General features: G+C 63.0%; 16 protein-coding genes and 1 pseudogene. 9 read left to right on the forward strand and 8 right to left on the reverse strand.

Going from position 1 to position 16,384, the window contains the following annotated elements; translation table 11 throughout:
- The first annotated feature begins 70 nt into the window (after window positions 1-70).
- The 3 genes from N1058_RS15800 (at window position 71) to N1058_RS15810 (ending at window position 2,457) form a co-directional block, all read left to right on the forward strand.
- Complete coding sequence (locus N1058_RS15800) at window positions 71-886, forward strand: SDR family oxidoreductase (protein WP_265518570.1); 816 nt, start codon at window positions 71-73, stop codon at window positions 884-886.
- 36 nt (window positions 887-922) lie between these two features.
- Window positions 923-1,405 carry a MaoC family dehydratase gene (locus tag N1058_RS15805; RefSeq protein WP_265518571.1) on the forward strand — a complete coding sequence of 161 codons (483 nt, stop codon included), beginning with the start codon at window positions 923-925 and terminating at the stop codon, window positions 1,403-1,405.
- A gap of 275 nt (window positions 1,406-1,680) precedes the next feature.
- Window positions 1,681-2,457 carry an SDR family NAD(P)-dependent oxidoreductase gene (locus tag N1058_RS15810; RefSeq protein ID WP_265518572.1) on the forward strand — a complete coding sequence of 259 codons (777 nt, stop codon included), beginning with the start codon at window positions 1,681-1,683 and terminating at the stop codon, window positions 2,455-2,457.
- Here the strand turns inward: N1058_RS15810 and N1058_RS15815 are convergent.
- Complete coding sequence (locus N1058_RS15815) at window positions 2,444-3,445, reverse strand: hypothetical protein (protein ID WP_265518573.1); 1,002 nt, start codon at window positions 3,443-3,445, stop codon at window positions 2,444-2,446. The genes N1058_RS15810 and N1058_RS15815 overlap by 14 nt on opposite strands.
- Before the next feature lie 343 nt (window positions 3,446-3,788).
- Window positions 3,789-4,889 carry a DUF2156 domain-containing protein gene (locus N1058_RS15820; RefSeq protein WP_265518574.1) on the reverse strand — a complete coding sequence of 367 codons (1,101 nt, stop codon included), beginning with the start codon at window positions 4,887-4,889 and terminating at the stop codon, window positions 3,789-3,791.
- A gap of 85 nt (window positions 4,890-4,974) precedes the next feature.
- Between N1058_RS15820 and N1058_RS15825 the strand changes: the two genes are divergently transcribed.
- Together N1058_RS15825 and N1058_RS15830 are read left to right on the forward strand one after the other, a co-directional pair.
- A complete protein-coding gene (locus tag N1058_RS15825) occupies window positions 4,975-5,658 on the forward strand; it encodes a helix-turn-helix transcriptional regulator (RefSeq protein ID WP_265518575.1) in 684 nt (227 codons plus the stop codon).
- Between the two features lie 13 nt (window positions 5,659-5,671).
- Entirely contained in the window at window positions 5,672-7,078 is a 1,407-nt protein-coding gene (locus N1058_RS15830) for an MFS transporter (protein WP_265518576.1), read from the forward strand.
- Here the strand turns inward: N1058_RS15830 and N1058_RS15835 are convergent.
- The 5 genes from N1058_RS15835 to N1058_RS15855 form a co-directional block, all read right to left on the reverse strand.
- Window positions 7,075-7,389: a hypothetical protein gene (locus N1058_RS15835; protein WP_265518577.1), complete on the reverse strand. Its 315-nt coding sequence runs from the start codon at window positions 7,387-7,389 to the stop codon at window positions 7,075-7,077. The two genes, N1058_RS15830 and N1058_RS15835, sit on opposite strands and share 4 nt — an antisense overlap.
- 78 nt (window positions 7,390-7,467) lie before the next feature.
- Complete coding sequence (locus tag N1058_RS15840; protein WP_265518578.1) at window positions 7,468-8,013, reverse strand: sarcosine oxidase subunit gamma; 546 nt, start codon at window positions 8,011-8,013, stop codon at window positions 7,468-7,470.
- On the reverse strand, window positions 8,006-10,993 hold the full coding sequence (locus N1058_RS15845; RefSeq protein ID WP_265518579.1) for a sarcosine oxidase subunit alpha: 2,988 nt from the start codon (window positions 10,991-10,993) through the stop codon (window positions 8,006-8,008). Before N1058_RS15845 ends, N1058_RS15840 begins: the two co-directional genes overlap by 8 nt.
- 40 nt (window positions 10,994-11,033) lie before the next feature.
- The gene (locus N1058_RS15850; protein WP_265518580.1) at window positions 11,034-11,327 is read right to left on the reverse strand and encodes a sarcosine oxidase subunit delta; all 294 of its coding nucleotides are present in this window, start codon (window positions 11,325-11,327) and stop codon (window positions 11,034-11,036) included.
- A 9-nt stretch (window positions 11,328-11,336) separates the two neighbouring features.
- On the reverse strand, window positions 11,337-12,590 hold the full coding sequence (locus tag N1058_RS15855) for a sarcosine oxidase subunit beta (protein WP_265518581.1): 1,254 nt from the start codon (window positions 12,588-12,590) through the stop codon (window positions 11,337-11,339).
- A 184-nt stretch (window positions 12,591-12,774) separates the two neighbouring features.
- Between N1058_RS15855 and N1058_RS15860 the strand changes: the two are divergent.
- The 4 genes and pseudogenes from N1058_RS15860 to N1058_RS15875 all read left to right on the forward strand — a co-directional run.
- Window positions 12,775-12,885, forward strand: a pseudogene (locus N1058_RS15860) (SDR family oxidoreductase); the annotation flags it as partial.
- A 223-nt stretch (window positions 12,886-13,108) separates the two neighbouring features.
- Window positions 13,109-13,336, forward strand: coding sequence for a 30S ribosomal protein S21 (rpsU, locus tag N1058_RS15865; protein WP_265518582.1), 228 nt, complete (start codon window positions 13,109-13,111; stop codon window positions 13,334-13,336).
- Window positions 13,337-13,479: 143 nt separating this feature from the next.
- Window positions 13,480-14,319, forward strand: a complete 840-nt coding sequence (locus tag N1058_RS15870) for a tetratricopeptide repeat protein (protein WP_265518583.1) — start codon at window positions 13,480-13,482, stop codon at window positions 14,317-14,319.
- 68 nt (window positions 14,320-14,387) lie between these two features.
- Window positions 14,388-14,876, forward strand: coding sequence for a DUF992 domain-containing protein (locus N1058_RS15875; protein ID WP_265518584.1), 489 nt, complete (start codon window positions 14,388-14,390; stop codon window positions 14,874-14,876).
- Window positions 14,877-14,986: 110 nt separating this feature from the next.
- On the opposite strand, the gene N1058_RS15880 is transcribed toward N1058_RS15875, so the two are convergent.
- Entirely contained in the window at window positions 14,987-16,384 is a 1,398-nt protein-coding gene (locus N1058_RS15880; protein ID WP_265518585.1) for an NAD(P)(+) transhydrogenase (Re/Si-specific) subunit beta, read from the reverse strand.

The following is a 16,384-nucleotide window of genomic DNA, read 5'->3' on the forward strand; positions in this document are numbered from 1 at the left end:
ATGGTGAACAGACTGGCCTTGTCGTCAACCTCGCCAAAGGGCGAAATCAGACGCGAACGGAAGCGCCTTCATGAACTTTTTCGAAAATCTCTTTTCCCTCTCCGGAAAAAAGGCTCTCGTCACCGGTGGGGCATCGGGGATCGGCCATATGGCGGCGACCGCCATGGTGCATGCTGGCGCCCATGTCATGATCGTATCGCGTCGCGGCACCGAATGCGATGAGGCAGCCCGCGTCTTGAACGAACTCGACGCGCCCGGCAGTGCCGAGGGCTTCGCCGGCGACGTCGGGTCGGAGAGCGGTGTGGTGAAATTGGCCGCCGAGGTCGCCCGCCGCACGGACAAGCTGCATATCCTGTTCAACAATGCCGGCCTTAGCTGGGGCGAGCGGATCGAAAGCTTCCCCTACCACGCCTGGGCGCGGGTGATGAATGTCAATGTCGCCGGGCTTTTCCACCTCACCCGCGAATTGCTGCCCTTGCTGGACAAGGCCGCAAGCGACGCCGATCCCGCGCGCATCGTCAATCTGGGCTCGGTGATGGGCACGCAGCCCATCGCCGAAGGCGCCTACTCATATTCCGCCTCCAAGGCCGCCGTTCACCACCTGACGCGGATACTGGCGCACGAATTCGCCGCGCGTAACATCACGGTCAACGCTTTCGCGCCGGGCCCGTTTCAGAGCCGTATGACCGCCTTTGCCACCGGGACGGAGGAAAAAGCCGCCAAGGTGGGCGCGCGGGTGCCCCTTAGCCGCATCGGTTCACCCGATGACATAGCAGGAGCGACCCTGTATCTGTGCTCGCGGGCGGGCAGCTATATCACCGGCGCAATCCTGCCGATCGACGGCGGCCAGTCGGCCCAGCACGGAATGAACTTGTTCAGGGACTGAGCACCCAGTCTCTGAAAACGGAGTCGAAACAAACCCATGGAAACAATCTCCATAGATGCCGCAAAAGCGCTTATCGGCAAGGAAGTCGGTGTCTCCAACTGGCGGCTGGTGTCGCAAGAAATGATCGATCAGTTCGCGGCAGCGACCGACGATCATCAATGGATCCACACAGATCCCGATCGCGCTGCGCGCGAGACGCCCTATGGCGGCACCATCGCCCATGGTTTTTTGTCGCTGTCGCTCCTGTCAGCCATGGTGTTCGAGGCCGTTCCGCGGTTGGACTGTGCCGCGATGGGCGTCAATTTCGGCTTTGACCGCATAAGGTTTCTCAACCCCGTCAAGTCGGGCGCCCGTGTGCGGGCCCGCTTCGAGCTGGGCGACCTCAAGGTCCGCCCTTCCGGTATCGTCGAAGTCCATTACGATGTCACCGTCGAGATCGAAAACAGCCTGAAACCCGCGCTCACCGCGCGCTGGCTGACGCTCGCGATGCCCGACCGGGGAGGAGAAAGTGCGGCATGACCCCTCGCGGAAGGTGAAAGCTGACGTCCATCGGCCGGGACATCGACAAACGCCCGCTTGACGGCAGCGCCTCGAACCCCGAAAAGGCGGAAATCTAAGGCCGCATCGCGGAAATTTCTGGTCGGACCTATGACCGTGGATAGTGACCAATCTGAGGGGACAGGGCGAATCGTGAAACAGGAACCGGCCTGATGCGTTCTTGTTGATATACAGCTTTGATGGGGCGGTATCGATTCGTTCGCTCTTGGGGATAATAGAAAAAGAGGTGCGCTGCGATGGCGCGTTTTGACGGTCTGACGGTGCTCCTGACCGGAGCAACCGGCGGCTTCGGAGGGGAAATGGCCCTGCGCCTGGCGGCGGAGGGCGCGAATCTCGTATTGTCGGACCTCGATGCGCAGCTGCTGGAGAAAATGGCGGCAGCTCTCGACGCGGAAACTGCGACACTGGCCGGCGATATCACTGACGAAAACCTGTCGGAGCAGCTCGTCGCGCTGGCACTGGAGCGTTTCGGCCAGATCGACATCGCCATCAACAATGCCGGCATTGCCCAGCCATTCGTGAAATTTCACCTGATCCCTTCCGAGGAGGCGCGTCGTGTCATCGATGTCGACCTTATGGGCGTCTTTTACGCGATGAAGCACCAGTTGCCTGCAATGGAGCGCCAGCACAGGCAGACGGGACGCAAGGGCGCGATCGTCAACGTAGCCTCGGTCGCCGGCCTCGTCGGCGCACCACGATTGGCTGCTTATTCGGCGGCCAAGCACGGGGTGCTTGGCCTCACCCGTACAGCGGCGGCGGAATACGCCACGAGGGGGATACGCGTCAACGCGGTCTGCCCCTCCTTCTCGCGCACCGACATGGTGATCGACATGCTCAAGCTCTCGCCGGCAAGGCCGGGCAAGGCAGAGGCCGGCCTTACACGCGGCGTCCCAATGAAGCGCTTGGCCGAGATCGACGAAGTGATCGAGATCATCCTTTTCGCCGCCGACCCCGCCAACAGCTTCATGACCGGCCAGGCCCTGGCCGCCGATGGCGGCATCACGGCGCTGTAGATCGATCCACAGGGAATGTGGAAACCCGCGTTCCATCCGGCATAGCGCAAAGTGCCCCAGCCCGGCGGGCGGCGGAAGCCCTGACGCTGCCGATCGTGGCGGTGATCGCCCCCAGGAAATAGATGCCGAGCCCGGTAAGGGTTGCCGGCGCATAATCCACCCGCCCCTCGAATGTCTGCATGAGGAATACCACCAGCGGGCCGATGGCGGCGAACGTCCCGATGGTGAGGGTGGACGTCAGCGATACTGCCTTTTGCACCGCATATATGGGAAACGCCAGAAGCAGTAAGCCCGCGAGGAAGACATAGGCGAGATCTCCTGCCGGCACCGGCCCCTTGTCGTCCAGACCTGCAAGAAACCCGCCGACGGCTAATAGCGTATAGAGCGGAAACCGTAACCCGAACTGCGCCATCGGCCGGACGCCCGCCTTGTCCAGCCGGGCACTGTAAAGCAGCATGCCTGAGATCATGATGCCCGCTGCCCCGGCTAGCGCAACGCCAGACACCGCACCGGCAAGCCCACCGCGTACGAACCCCGACCAGCCGGCCATTGTTGAAAAGGACAGGGCGGCGAGGCCAAGGAAGATGATCGCGGTTCCCAAAGCCTCGGCCATATTGCGCAGCCGGGGCGCCTCGGGATAACCGAAGCGTCTCGCCATCAAGGCAGCCAGGGGGATTGCCCCGGAAAAGATCGTGAAGGCAACGGCAGGTTCGATGAGCTGTATCGCCATCAGATAGAGGAGCCACGCACCTGCCGCTGTGAGGTTGAGGCCCGCGAGATCGCGCCCATTCGCCAACGCGGTCTCGATCTGCCCTCGGTCGAACACCGCCAGCCAGGCAAGGCCAAGCACCGTCGGCACGCCGAACGCGCATGCCCCCACCAGAAACGAATCCATCCGCTGGAAAGCACTGCCGAAAAAAACCGCCTGGGCCGCATCCAGAAGGACGAAGGTGCAGCACCAGATAAGGCCACGCGCTTCCGATTTCATAGGCAAAGGCCCCGTTTATCCCGCCACACGATAAGAGCCGGAGCTTGAAGCCGCCAAGCCCGTTTTCCGGTGATCGGGTACGGTGACCATCGTCGGTCCGGAAAGCTTGCCACAACCAGAAAGACATCAATCGCCGCTGGCGCAAGTCGGGCGCCGGCGGCAACAAGGAGCAGCCATGCCGCTGCCTTGTATGAATTCAATCGCTCCTGGCAGAGCAACTATTCCGGTATCGGCCAGATGATGGCGGGCGATCCCGAGCGCTCAAACGGTGTCATGGAGGCGACGCTGAAGATGACCAGGTTCGACATTGCCGCCCTCAAGCAGGCCTTAAGCCGCATGAGTTTCACACTATTCCGCAGGCCCGGATCAGCTTCAGAAGACGCGGGAGCGACGGCCGCTTATTCATCGCGCAATAGGTCTGGCGGCATTCGCCCCCATAGCTTTCCTTGTGCCTGGCTAGTGACTGGGTGGGATAAACGAAACGCTGGGCAAGGGCGTTGGTATGGAGCAGGCGGAAAGCGCGCTTGGTAAGCCAGTCCTTGGGGAAGTCCTTTTCGTCGATACGGTGAAAAGGCATTAGGCCAAGATAGAGGCGAGGCACGCCTTCCGCCTTGAAGGCTTCGATGGCGCGCCTCACGAGGAAATAAGCGGCCAGCGGATCGGCATCGGGCAGCCAGCGGCGTGTAGCCGACAGATAGCCGGTCAGTTTGCCTTCACGGTACAGCGGATCGAAGAACGCAAAGGCGACGGGTCTGCCGCCACTGTCGAGAAGAAAAAACTTGCGGACCTCCGGCTCATCCACCAGTTGGACCGGTCGCACGAGGAAGGAGAGTTCCCGCCTGCTGGTCGTGCGGGTGCGGCGCCAGCCTAGTGATATTGCGCGGAGATCGCTTGGATCGAGCGCCGAAGGCGGCAGTTCGGCCACGTGATGTCCTGTGCGAAAAAAGCGGTTGGTCGCCGTGCGGAAGCTGCGCTTCCTTGGGCCCGCGAAATCGTATGCCTCAAGATCGAGCCAGCTTTCCACCCCGAGCTCGTTGACGGAAAAGCCTCGCTGCGCAAGCAGCGAAGCCATGTCGCGTGACATCTGCCAGAACGTCACATCCTGCTTGGCGGTAACAAAGGCGTCGATAAGCCCGGGCCATTGCTCGCGCGGTCCAAGCGGATCCCCCAGCACATAGGCCGTACGCCCCACCATCCTGTAGGCAAGAAACCCCCCGCCATCGCCGAAATGGTGCATGCCCGGCTGGAAAGCTGCCGAATAAGCCAGTGCGAATGAGCCATATTGCCGAAGCGCCTTGAGCCGCGCTTCCGGTGACGGGTTGATATCCGCCTGCCGGCTCGGCATGGAGGCCATGTAGTTCATGTGCAGCACACCCGTACACAGCACCCCCGGCCAGTACGCATGCATCCGTTCGGCCAGCTTGGCAAGATGGCCGGCCGTCATTTTCTGTTACTTCCGGTTGCGCGGGCGTCGACGCCATTGACAATAAAACAACTAAATGATTTCTTTAATATCAATGGAGGCGGCGATGCAGATGGTTTCCCAAACAGAGCAAGCTGATGAACAGGCACAAGGTGGCGGACAGCGCATCCTGTTCGCACTGAAGACCAAGGGAGCCATGACCGCGCAGCGTCTGGCAAGCAGGTTGGGCATCACAGTGGTAGCGGTCCGCAAGCAGCTTGCGCGGTTGGAAAGCGAAAGGCTGGTCACCTACCGGGAAATCACCGAGGGCCGAGGGCGGCCCGAAAGGCTTTGGCGGCTGACGGCGGAAGGTCACGAACGTTTTCCCGACAGCCACTCCGAACTGACACTGGAACTGATCTCCGCCGTCCGCTCCATATTCGGCGAAGCGGGTCTGGAGCAGCTGATAGCAGCCCGCGAGGAAACGGCGCGCCACGTCTATAGCGACGCGATTTCGCATGGGGAAAGCCTCGAATCGAAAGTCGAGACCCTAGCCAGGCTGCGGCAGCGCGAAGGCTACATGGCAGAGGTGAAGACCCTCGACGACGGCGCCATCCTGCTGGTTGAGAACCATTGTCCGATATGTGCGGCGGCCACCGCGTGTCAGGGTTTTTGCCGATCGGAGCTTGCCGTATTCCGCGCCGTCTTGGGCGACGGCGTGGCGGTTACACGCACCGACCACATCCTGGCCGGCGCCAGGCGTTGCGCCTATCGCATCGAGCCCGCAGGCGGCAACACAGCCGTCAACTGACAGGAAACACGGAATGTCGCAGTCACCCCACGGCGCGACGCCGCCCGCGGACGCCGGCTGGGCCGGTATCCTGAAAACCGGCTATCTCGGCCAGTTCGCGCTCCTTTGCCTCGGGATATGGCTGCACGCAGCCGACGCGCTGGTGGTAGCGACGGCAATGCCTGCAGCCGTCGCCGAGATCGGCGGCGACCGGTTCGTAAGCTGGGCGCTGTCGCTTTATCTCCTGGGCTCCATCCTCAGCGGCGCGGGCGCCGCGCTTTGCGCCACAGCCTTCGGGCTCCGCCGCGCCTTCGTGATCGCCGCGCTCGTCTACGCGGCCGGATGCGCGACAAGTGCCATGGCCCCTGAGATGATGGTCATGCTGGCGGGACGCCTTGCCCAAGGCCTTGGTGGCGGGCTTCTGGTCGCGCTCACCTATGTCGCCATCCAGCGCCTGTTCCCGCGTGAAATGTGGCCGCGCCTGATCGCGCTCATGTCGGCCATCTGGGGTGCGGCCGCCTTCACCGGCCCGCTGATCGGCGGCTTCTTCGCCGACCTCGGTCTATGGCGCTGGGCTTTCTGGTCCTTTGGCATACAGGCTCTTGTCCTGGCCATATTGGTGCCTGCACTCATGAGACCGAGCGCGCCGCGCAGCGGGCACCCGCCCCGCTTTCCCCTGGTGAGGCTGGTCCTTCTATCGGCCTCCGTGCTTCTCGTGGCCGCGGCGGGTGTCACGCTTTCCCCGGCCACTTCGCTGCCGATGCTGGCCGGCGGCGCCGCCTTCTTCGTGCTGTTCCTGAAAAACGACGCCAATCGCGGCACCGAGCGCATGTTTCCCGCTTCCGCCTTCTCCATGGACTCGATGCTTGGCGCGGGCTTCATCGCAAATCTGGCACTGGGCGCGGCGGCCATGTCGCTTACTGTCTACGGACCATTCATCCTCAACCGTATTCACGGCGTATCGGCACTGGGCGTCGGGTTGATCATCGCGGCGGAATCCATTGCCTGGAGCCTGGCTGCTGTGGCCTTTGCCGGCGTCGGCGAAGCGGGCGAAAAATACCTCATCAGGGTTGGCGCCCTGATGATCCTGCTTGCGATCACGGTACTCGGCCCTCTGATGGCTGAAGGTCCGATCTGGGCGATAGCACTGGCGGCAATCGCCCAGGGAGCCGGCTTCGGGATGTTGTGGGGCTTTCTCATCCGCCGCGTGGTCGCGGCAGCCGCCGAGAAGGAACGCGACAGTGCCTCCGCTGCCATGCCCACGACCCAGCAGATCGCCTTTGCCCTGGGCGCAGCGCTCTCCGGAATTGTCGCCAACATGGCCGGCTTCACCGAAGGCAGCAACGCCTCGATGGAAAATGTTGCGCTGTGGGTCTTCGCAGCTTTCGTCCCGATTGCAGCCCTGGGCGCTGGCGCAGCCTGGCGAGTGACGAGAGTCTAATCCTTGCGGTGCCTGTCCTTGCCTGGAGGGCCGGCGTGAGACGATGAAGTCACTGAAATCGGATCGCTGGCCGGAAAAGTGTCCTCCAACCCTGCGTCCAACTCCTCATCATGCTCATGGCCCTTGAGAGGTTTCTCCTTGGCAAACTCGCCGGGAGCGCCGGTGCGTGTCGTTCCCGTCACCGAAACCGGGTCGCTGGCCGGGAAGGTGCCTTCCAGCCCTTCTTCCAGTTCCTCGTCGTGCTCGTGGTTCTTCGCGGGCATCTTCTTGCCCTTGTTTTTCGTCGTGTCCGACTTGCGATCCGCTTGCATATCCCAATGCCTCCATCTGCCGTTCAAACGCGCCGGCATGCACTGGGGTTCCGCAGGGATGAACGCTAGGGTCATGACCTAGCCGGGGTCGCGTGCCGCCGCTTCGAGCAGGCCGAATACATAGTCCGCGAAAGAACGCCAGCATTCAACACGGAAATGCTGCTCGCTCCTGCGCCACAACACGACCTCCGCCTTGCCGAATATCGTGCGCGATGCCGCACCGACCGGAAATGCCCGCAATGAAAGGTCCTGCGGGCAGCCCGCCGCCAGCACGTCTTCCACATTGGGCCCGGTCACATCGATCGCAACATTGCGATGTGAAATATCCACCGCAGAATGAACAGCGGTTATGGCGGCGCAAGCCGCCATCAGGTCATTGCCGTCCTCGTCGATCAGCAGCCATTCGTCCGGCCCCAACCAAAGGGCGGCAAGGTTGCCGCTGGCGGATGTCGATTTGGGCCTCAGTGGAAGGGAAAGCGCCAGGGCTTTGGACAAGGCCTTCACCGCATCGCCGCCGGCGCGCAGCGAAAGGCGCGCGGCAGGTTCGGCGGGCGAGAGCCGAACACCGCTGGCCGCGAAGGAGCGCCCATCGAGCGGGCCTGTACGCGTCAAGACCTCAACCATTGGCATCCTCCCCCTTGCCGTCGAAAAACACCGTGGACACGATCTCGGCGTCGATGACCTCGTCCGGCATCGGGACGTGGACGATTTCGCCCATCCGGCCATGGCCACCCTCAACCAGCGCCAGCGCGATCGAGCGCCCGCAATTCTCCGACCAGTAGGAGGAAGTGACAAAGCCGATCATCTTCATCGGCACCGCCTGATCCGGGTCGGCGACGATCTGCGCTCCTTCCTCCAGCACCTTGTTCGGATCCCTTGTTTTCAGCCCCACAAGTTGCCGCCTTCCCACTGCCGTGAGATCGGGCCGGGCAAGCCCTCTTATGCCGACGAAATCCGTCTTCTTCTTGCCGATCGCCCAGGAAAGGCCGGCATCATGCGGCGTGACCGTCCCATCCGTATCCTGCCCGACAATGATGAACCCCATTTCGGCGCGCAGCACATGCATGGTTTCCGTGCCGTAGGCACAGGCCCCATGCTTGCGCCCTTCCTCCCAGACAGCTTCCCATGCCTGACGGCCGAAATCGGCGGGGACATTGATCTCGAAGCCCAGTTCACCGGTGAACGACATGCGGAAAAGCCGTGTCGGGACGCCGCCAAACCTGCCCTCGCGAACGGACATATGCGGCATGGCCTCGTCCGAAAGATCGATACCTTCGACCAGCGGAGCAATGATCTCGCGGCTTTTCGGCCCCTGTACGGCGATCACTGCCCATTGCTCCGAAGTGGAGGTAAGCCAGACCTTCAATTCGGCAAACTCGGTTTGCAGATAGTCTTCCATATGATTGAGCACGCGCGGCGCGCCGCCCGTCGTCGTCGTCACATGGAAGCGACCGTCCGCCAGGCGCCCGACCACGCCATCGTCATAGATGAAGCCGTCCTCGCGCAGCATGATGCCATAGCGGCAGCGGCCGGGCGCGAGCTTCTGCCATGGATTGGTGTACATCAACTCCATGAAGCGCGCCGCGTCCGGCCCGACGATTTCGATCTTGCCGAGTGTCGTGGCGTCGAAAATGCCCGCGCTGGTGCGTACGGTCCTGCATTCCCGGGCGACTGCCCCGTGCATATCCTCGCCATCGCGCGGGAAGTACCAGGCGCGCTTCCACTGCCCGACATCCTCGAATACGGCTCCGTTTTCCTCAGCCCATCCGTGGATCGGCGTGCGGCGCGTCGGCTCGAACAGGGCGCCCCGCCCATGCCCCACCAGCGCGCCGAAGGTGACAGGTGTGTAGGGCGGGCGGAACGTCGTGAGCCCGACTTGGGGAACCGGTAGGCCCAGCCGCTCGGCGGCAATCGCCAGGCCGTGCATATTCGAGGTCTTGCCCTGATCGGTCGCCATGCCATTGGTGGTGAAACGCTTCACATGCTCGATCGAGCGCATGCCCTCGCGCACCGCCTGCCTTATGTCCTTGGCGGTCACATCGTTCTGGAAATCGACGAAGGCCTTGCCCCGCTGGGGCGCGCGTGCCGAGTCGCCGATCATGCCGCCCGCGCCGCCTTCCGGCGACCACGCGTCGATCGATAGCGTCCGGCCCTTGCCGCGATGGCCGGTCTCCCGCGCCGCCGTCTCGCCGGCGGCAAGCCCCTCTTTCACCCCATCAGCCAGCGCCGCCGTGCCATTGCACGCGCCTACCGACACCGCATCCTGCACGTAGGTGTCAGGAAGGAAGCGCTGCGTCGCTTCATCGAATGCCAGCTTGCCGCGCGATTGCGAGAAAAGATGCACCGCCGGCGTCCATCCGGACGACGTCAGGAGCGCATCGACTTCGTATTCCCTCCGCTCACCCCCTTCGCGCGGCCGGACGCAGATGCGCGATATGCGCAGGCGGCCATCGGTCCCGCTGAGAGCGTGGCCGGTCACGACTTCGATGCCGGCCTGCTGCGCCTGGTCGACGAGATCGCCGTTCGGCTTGCGGCGCAAATCGACCAGAACCGGCACATCGACCCCCGCACTTCTCAGGTCGAGCGCCGCCGCATAGGCGCAATCGTCGGCGGTGTAGACGCCGACCTTCGTGCCCACCGCGACGCCGTAGTGGTTCAGGTAGGTGCGCCCGGCGGATGCAAGCATCGCACCCGGTCTGTCATTGTCCGGGAACACCATGTGACGTTCGATAGCGCCGGTGGCCAGCACCACGCGTCCCGCCCGCACCTGCCACAGCCGCTCGCGCGGCCGGTCCGGGTCGGGCTCGGCCAGATGGTCGCTCAGCCGTTCGACCAGGCCCAGCATGTTCTGCGCGTAGTATCCAAAACCCGTGGTCCGGGTCAGAACCCGCACATTGTCCATGGCGCTGAGCGCGGTCGCCATCTCCTGCGCCCACAGCCAACCAGATTTCCCGTCCAAGGTGGCGGAGAGGTAGCGCATCGCGCCGCCGAGCGCGGGTTGCTCGTCGGCGAGGATGACGCGCGCGCCCTTTTCCGCCGCGGCGTGCGCTGCGGCGATACCGGCTGCCCCACCGCCGATGACAAGCACGTCGCAATGGGCGAAACGGTTGGCGTAGCGGTCCGAATCGGGCTTGTCGGGGGCTTCGCCAAGGCCGGCTGCGCGGCGGATGAAGGGTTCGTAGAGCCTCTCCCAGGCCGATTTCGGCCACATGAAGGTCTTGTAGTAGAAGCCCGCAGGGAAAAATGGGGTCCCCAGATCGTTGAGCGCGCCGACATCGAGCCGCAGCGAAGGCCAGCGGTTCTGTGAAACGGCTGTCAGGCCCTCATAAAGCTCCTGCACCGTGGCGCGCACATTCGGCGTTTTCCGGGCTGCATCGCGGTGGATGCCGACCAGCGCGTTCGGCTCCTCGACGCCCGCGCCGATCACCCCGCGCGGACGGTGGTACTTGAACGAGCGGCCCATGAGATGGACGCCATTGGCAAGCAGCGCCGAGGCAAGCGTATCGCCTTCAAGACCAATGTAGGATTTGCCATCGAAAGTGAAGCGCACAGGGGATGCGCCGCCGAGGTGGCCGGCATTGGCAAGGCGGAATGGCTGCATCATGTGGCGACACCGTGTTTCCGGGAAGCGCGAAGCATCGCCATCATCGTCCTTCCCCGCTCAAATCCGGCTTTGGCTCACCTGTCTCGTACGTCTTCAAAAACCTGTCGCTCACCGTATCCCGGGCCGCGTTGAAAAACCGCCCGCAGCCATGGATGTGGCGCCAGCGCTCGAACATCAGCCCTTTCGGATTGCTGCGGATGAAGAAGTACCGCTCGAATTCCTTGTCGGTGATCTCGGAAATGTTCTGCGGCCGCGCTATATGCGCCTCCCCGGCATGGCGGAACTCCAGTTCCGGCCGCTCTTCCTCGCAATATGGGCAATGGATCAGCAGCATCGCTATTCCTCAGTGGGCAACGGCCGCAGCCGCCGCCTCGTCGATGAGGCGCCCGCCTCTGAACCGCTCCAGTGTAAAGGGCGCATTGATCGGGTGCGGCTCATCGCGCGCGATGGTGTGCGCGAAGACATGGCCCGACCCCGGCGTAGCCTTGAAGCCGCCGGTGCCCCAGCCGCAATTCACGTAGAGGCCCTTGACGGGGGTTTTTGCCAGGATGGGCGAGCGGTCCGGCGTCACGTCGACGATGCCGCCCCAGGAGCGCAGCATCTTCATCCGCGTGAAGATCGGGAACATCTCACAGATGGCATCGAGCGTATGCTGGATGATGTGGAGCCCCCCCGTCTGCGAATAGGAAGTATACTGGTCGGTGCCCGCACCGATCACCAGTTCGCCCTTGTCCGATTGCGAAATATAAGCGTGCACCGTGTTCGACATTACCACGCAGGGGAACACCGGCTTGACCGGCTCCGATACCAGCGCCTGCAGGGGGTAGGATTCGAGCGGCACCTGGACGCCCGCCATCTGCATCAACACCGACGAATGACCTGCGGCCACGACGCCGATCTTCTTCGCGCCGATGGTTCCGCGCGTGGTCTCCACGCCGGTCACTGCGCCATCGGGGCCGCGATTGAAGCCGGTCACCTCGCAGTTCTGGATGATGTCGACACCACGCGCGCTGGCCGCACGCGCATAGCCCCATGCAACCGCATCGTGCCTGGCCGTGCCACCACGGCGCTGAAGCGCGGCACCCATGACGGCATACCGCGCATCCCTGGAAATGTTGAGCGGCGGGCAGTATTCCTTGGCCTCTTCAGGCGTCAGCCACTCATTGTCGACGCCATTGAGGCGATTGGCGTGGATGTGCCGCTTGAACACCTGCACGTCGTGCACATTGTGTCCCAGCATCATCACGCCGCGCGGGCTGTACATGACATTGTAGTTGAGATCCTGGCTCAGCCCGTCCCACAGCTTCACCGCATGATCGTAGATGCCGGCGCTCTCGTCATAAAGGTAATTGGAGCGGATGATGGTGGTGTTGCGGCCCGTATTGCCACCGCCCAGCCAACCCTTCTCGAGAACGGCGACATTGTTGATGCCATGCTCTTTCGCCAGATAATAGGCGGTCGCAAGACCGTGACCGCCCGCGCCGACGATGATCACGTCGTAAGCCTTTCTGGGCTCGGGCGATTTCCATTGCTCGGGCCAGCCCTTGTGGCCGCGCATTGCTTCGCGCGCCAGGGCAAAGACTGAATATCTGCGCATGGGTCTCCCCCGAGAATCCGCACGAGGACGTTCGATTGAGAACCATCCGTATCGAAAGCGAAAGCGTCGCCTTGCGCTAATTGCGACGGCAGGTGCCGCTTTGCGCAAATAGCCACCCGCGGGCGTCCGGTTTCGGGTGGCGCATCGCTCGGCAATCTTCAGTTTGCAGGACGCCGCATCCGCCGCGCGACCCGAAGAGATCGCCCAGGCCCTCTTCCTGGCTTCCGAAGCGGTGAGTTTCGTGACCGGCGCGGCGATGCTCGCCGATGGCGGCGTCACGGTCACCAAGGTCTGAGAACTGGTCCAGGATATTTTGGAAAACAGGGACCGGATTGTAGGTGCGGTATCGCGGCTTGCATGAATGCGAAAACGCTCCGACCCGGCGCCCCAGTCAAAAAAATCTCGACAAACGCGCCGCCTTCTGCTATTTGCCGCCCCATTTCGCGGTGGTGCGCTATCGCGAAGTTATGGTCTGTGGGAATCAGACATCCATATCAACGCTATGACAGGAAGACCCGGTGCAGGTACTCGTCCGCGACAACAATGTTGACCAGGCGCTTCGCGCGCTCAAGAAAAAGATGCAGCGCGAAGGCATTTTCCGCGAGATGAAGATGCGCGGGCATTATGAAAAGCCCTCGGAGAAGCGTGCGCGCGAGAAGGCTGAAGCCGTTCGCCGCGCCCGCAAGCTGGCCCGTAAGCGCGCTCAGCGCGAAGGCATTGTCGGTGGGCGTCCAGCGGCACGCTGAGTGCCGCTATTTCGTCCTTTTCCGGCTCTATAGGAAGGTGGCGCGATAGGCTTGTCGCGACCGCCTTTTTTGTTGCATCACGTACCCGGGCGGAAATCCGGGACGTGGCCATCACATCAATCTGGAACGGACGGACAGAATTCATGGCTGAAGGGAGAACGGGTTTGCATGTCGGGTTCCACAAGCTGGCGGGAACGCTGGCATTGGCTGCCTTTCTCGCAGGCTGCCAGGCAAGCGATACGCTCAGCGATCTCAGCCGTATCGACACCGCCCAGGGATCGGCCGAGAATATCGGCTCGCTGACCGCCGTCATCCAGCGCACCCCCAACGATCCGGAAGCCTATAATGTCCGTGGCGCGGCCTACGGTCGCGCCGGTCGCTACCGCGAGGCGCTGGAGGATTTTGACAAGGCTATCGCGCTGGATCCGGGTTCGCACAGGGCCTACGCCAACCGCGCGCTCATCCATCGGTACATGGGCGACCAGCAGAAGGCGCTGGCCGACTACAACAGGGCGATAGAGCTCAACCCGAGCTACGATGCCGCCTATATCGGTCGCGGCGAACTCTATCGCCTCGCCGGCCGGTCGAGCGATGCCTTCCGTGATTTCGAGCGCGCCATCCAGCTCGACACGACCGACCCGCGTGCCTATCACCGCCGCGGCCTGCTTTACCAGGCCAGCGGCCAGCACCAATACGCTATCGAAGACTTCGCCACCGCCATCTCGCTCGCGCCGGATCAACCCTACGGCTATAACGGGCGCGGCCTCTCATATCTGGCTCTTGGCGACCAGGAGAACGCCTTCTCGGACTTCAACACGGCCCTCCGGCTGGACGGCGAGATAGCCGAAAGCTGGGCCAATCAGGCGCTTGTCTACGAACAGCAGGGCGAGAAGGCAAAAGCGGCAAAGTCCTATTCCCGCGCGCTGCAGCTCGATCCCGAATATGCGCCGGCGCGCGATGGTCTGGCGCGCACCCGCGCCTGAACCGATCTCTTCGGAACAATGAATTCCTGATCCCGTTTACCCCCGGTAACGGAACAGGAGATTATTGCATGAAACGTAAGATAATTGCGGCGCTCGGCGGGGCGTTTCTCCTATCGGCCAGCGCGCTGCCCGCCGCTGCACAAAGCCGGGTTGAGATCGGAACCCTCGACTGCATCATCGAAGGAGGCGTGAATATCGCCGTTGTTTCGTCGAAAGAGTTCTCCTGCACCTTCGATCCGGCCAGCGCTTCCAGCCCGCCGGAAACCTATGTGGGTGCGGTGAACAAATTTGGCCTAGACATCGGCGCGACGGGCGAAAAGGTCATGCGCTGGCTCGTCGTCGCACCGACATCCGATGCCTACGCGCCCGGCGCGCTTGCCGGCGACTATGTGGGCGCGAGCGCCGAGGTGACCGCCGGCGTGGGTGCGGGCGCCAACCTCCTTGTCAGCAGTTCCAACCAAAACCTCATGCTGCAGCCCGTCAGCCTGCAGGCCCAGACCGGCCTCAATCTGGCCTTGGGCGTGAGCGAATTCCAACTGCGCTCCACGGTGCAATAGAACATCGTGCGGCTGTAAGGGGTACCCGATTCACCTGAAAGAAAAGCCCGGCCAATGGCCGGGCTTTTCTCAACTGTTGAATTTCCAAACACGATAGGCTTGAACGGCGCCTAATCTTCCATCGCCTTGACGATGTCCTCGGTCATCTTCTTGGCGTCGCCGAGCAGCATCATCGTGCCGTCCTTGTAGAACAGCGTATTGTCGATGCCGGCATAGCCGGAGCCGAGCGAGCGCTTGACGAACAGGCAGGTGCGAGCCTTGTCCACGTCCAGGATCGGCATGCCGTAGATTGGCGAGGTCTTGTCGTCGCGCGCCGCCGGGTTGGTGACGTCATTGGCGCCGATGACATAAGCGATGTCGGCCTGGCTGAACTCGGAATTGATGTCCTCCAGCTCGAACACCTCGTCATACGGCACCTGCGCTTCGGCGAGCAGCACGTTCATGTGGCCCGGCATGCGGCCGGCCACCGGGTGGATGGCGTATTTCACCTCGACGCCGTGCGCCTTCAGCTTGTCGGCAAGCTCCCGCAGCGCGTGCTGCGCCTGGGCCACCGCCATGCCGTAGCCAGGCACGATGATGACCTTCTGCGCGTTCTGCATCAGATAGGCCGCATCGTCCGCCGAGCCCTGCTTGACCGTGCGGTCGAGGCCGTCATCGACCGCTACCGCGGTCTCGCCGCCAAAACCGCCGAGAATGACCGAGATGAAGGAGCGGTTCATGCCCTTGCACATGATGTAGGACAGGATCGCGCCCGACGAGCCGACGAGAGCGCCGGTGATGATGAGCGCGAGATTGCCCAGCGTAAAGCCGATGCCGGCGGCGGCCCAGCCCGAATAGGAGTTGAGCATCGACACCACGACCGGCATGTCCGCCCCACCGATCGGGATGATGATGAGGACGCCGAGCACGAGCGACAGAAGCACGATCAGCCAGAAGACGGTCGTGCTCTGGCCCGCAACCAGCATCACCACCAGCACGACCAGCGCAATCGCCAGCCCCGCATTGACGACGTGGCGCAGCGGCAGCAGGATCGGCTTGCCGGACATGCGGCCATCGAGCTTCAGGAAGGCGATAATGGAGCCTGTGAAGGTAATCGCGCCGATGGCCACGCCCAGCGACATCTCGACCAGCGCCTGCGCATGGATCGCGCCGACCTCACCGATGCCGAAGCTTTCGGGCGAGTAGAGCGCTGCGGCGGCCACCATCACCGCCGCAAGGCCCACCAGCGAGTGGAAGGCGGCGACGAGCTGCGGCATGGCGGTCATGGCGATGCGCTTGGCGACCACCGCGCCGAACGTGCCGCCCACCGCGATGCCGCCCACGATCAGCAGAAGGCCGCCGAAGGAAGGCGTGGCATAAAGAAGTGTGGTGGCGAGAGCGATGCCCATGCCCACCATGCCGTAGAAATTGCCCTGGCGACTGGTCGTCGGGTGCGAAAGCCCCCTCAGTGCCATGATGAAAAGAACGCCGGAAACGAGATAGAAGAAGGATGCAAGATTGGCTGTCAC

The sequence above is a fragment of the Nitratireductor luteus genome, assembly GCF_026162365.1.
Taxonomy (GTDB): Bacteria; Pseudomonadota; Alphaproteobacteria; order Rhizobiales; family Rhizobiaceae; genus Chelativorans; species Chelativorans luteus.

What these genes read in the sequence shown, in the direction of transcription:
- N1058_RS15855 (WP_265518581.1), bottom strand. Translation starts at nt 12,590, where the DNA reads ATGCGCAGATATTCAGTCTTTGCCCTGGCGCGCGAAGCAATGCGCGGC.
- N1058_RS15810 (WP_265518572.1), top strand. Translation starts at nt 1,681, where the DNA reads ATGGCGCGTTTTGACGGTCTGACGGTGCTCCTGACCGGAGCAACCGGC.
- N1058_RS15800 (WP_265518570.1), top strand. Translation starts at nt 71, where the DNA reads ATGAACTTTTTCGAAAATCTCTTTTCCCTCTCCGGAAAAAAGGCTCTC.
- N1058_RS15840 (WP_265518578.1), bottom strand. Translation starts at nt 8,013, where the DNA reads ATGGTTGAGGTCTTGACGCGTACAGGCCCGCTCGATGGGCGCTCCTTC.
- N1058_RS15820 (WP_265518574.1), bottom strand. Translation starts at nt 4,889, where the DNA reads ATGACGGCCGGCCATCTTGCCAAGCTGGCCGAACGGATGCATGCGTAC.
- N1058_RS15845 (WP_265518579.1), bottom strand. Translation starts at nt 10,993, where the DNA reads ATGATGCAGCCATTCCGCCTTGCCAATGCCGGCCACCTCGGCGGCGCA.
- N1058_RS15805 (WP_265518571.1), top strand. Translation starts at nt 923, where the DNA reads ATGGAAACAATCTCCATAGATGCCGCAAAAGCGCTTATCGGCAAGGAA.
- N1058_RS15830 (WP_265518576.1), top strand. Translation starts at nt 5,672, where the DNA reads ATGTCGCAGTCACCCCACGGCGCGACGCCGCCCGCGGACGCCGGCTGG.
- N1058_RS15870 (WP_265518583.1), top strand. Translation starts at nt 13,480, where the DNA reads ATGGCTGAAGGGAGAACGGGTTTGCATGTCGGGTTCCACAAGCTGGCG.
- N1058_RS15835 (WP_265518577.1), bottom strand. Translation starts at nt 7,389, where the DNA reads ATGCAAGCGGATCGCAAGTCGGACACGACGAAAAACAAGGGCAAGAAG.
- N1058_RS15815 (WP_265518573.1), bottom strand. Translation starts at nt 3,445, where the DNA reads ATGAAATCGGAAGCGCGTGGCCTTATCTGGTGCTGCACCTTCGTCCTT.
- N1058_RS15825 (WP_265518575.1), top strand. Translation starts at nt 4,975, where the DNA reads ATGCAGATGGTTTCCCAAACAGAGCAAGCTGATGAACAGGCACAAGGT.
- N1058_RS15875 (WP_265518584.1), top strand. Translation starts at nt 14,388, where the DNA reads ATGAAACGTAAGATAATTGCGGCGCTCGGCGGGGCGTTTCTCCTATCG.
- N1058_RS15850 (WP_265518580.1), bottom strand. Translation starts at nt 11,327, where the DNA reads ATGCTGCTGATCCATTGCCCATATTGCGAGGAAGAGCGGCCGGAACTG.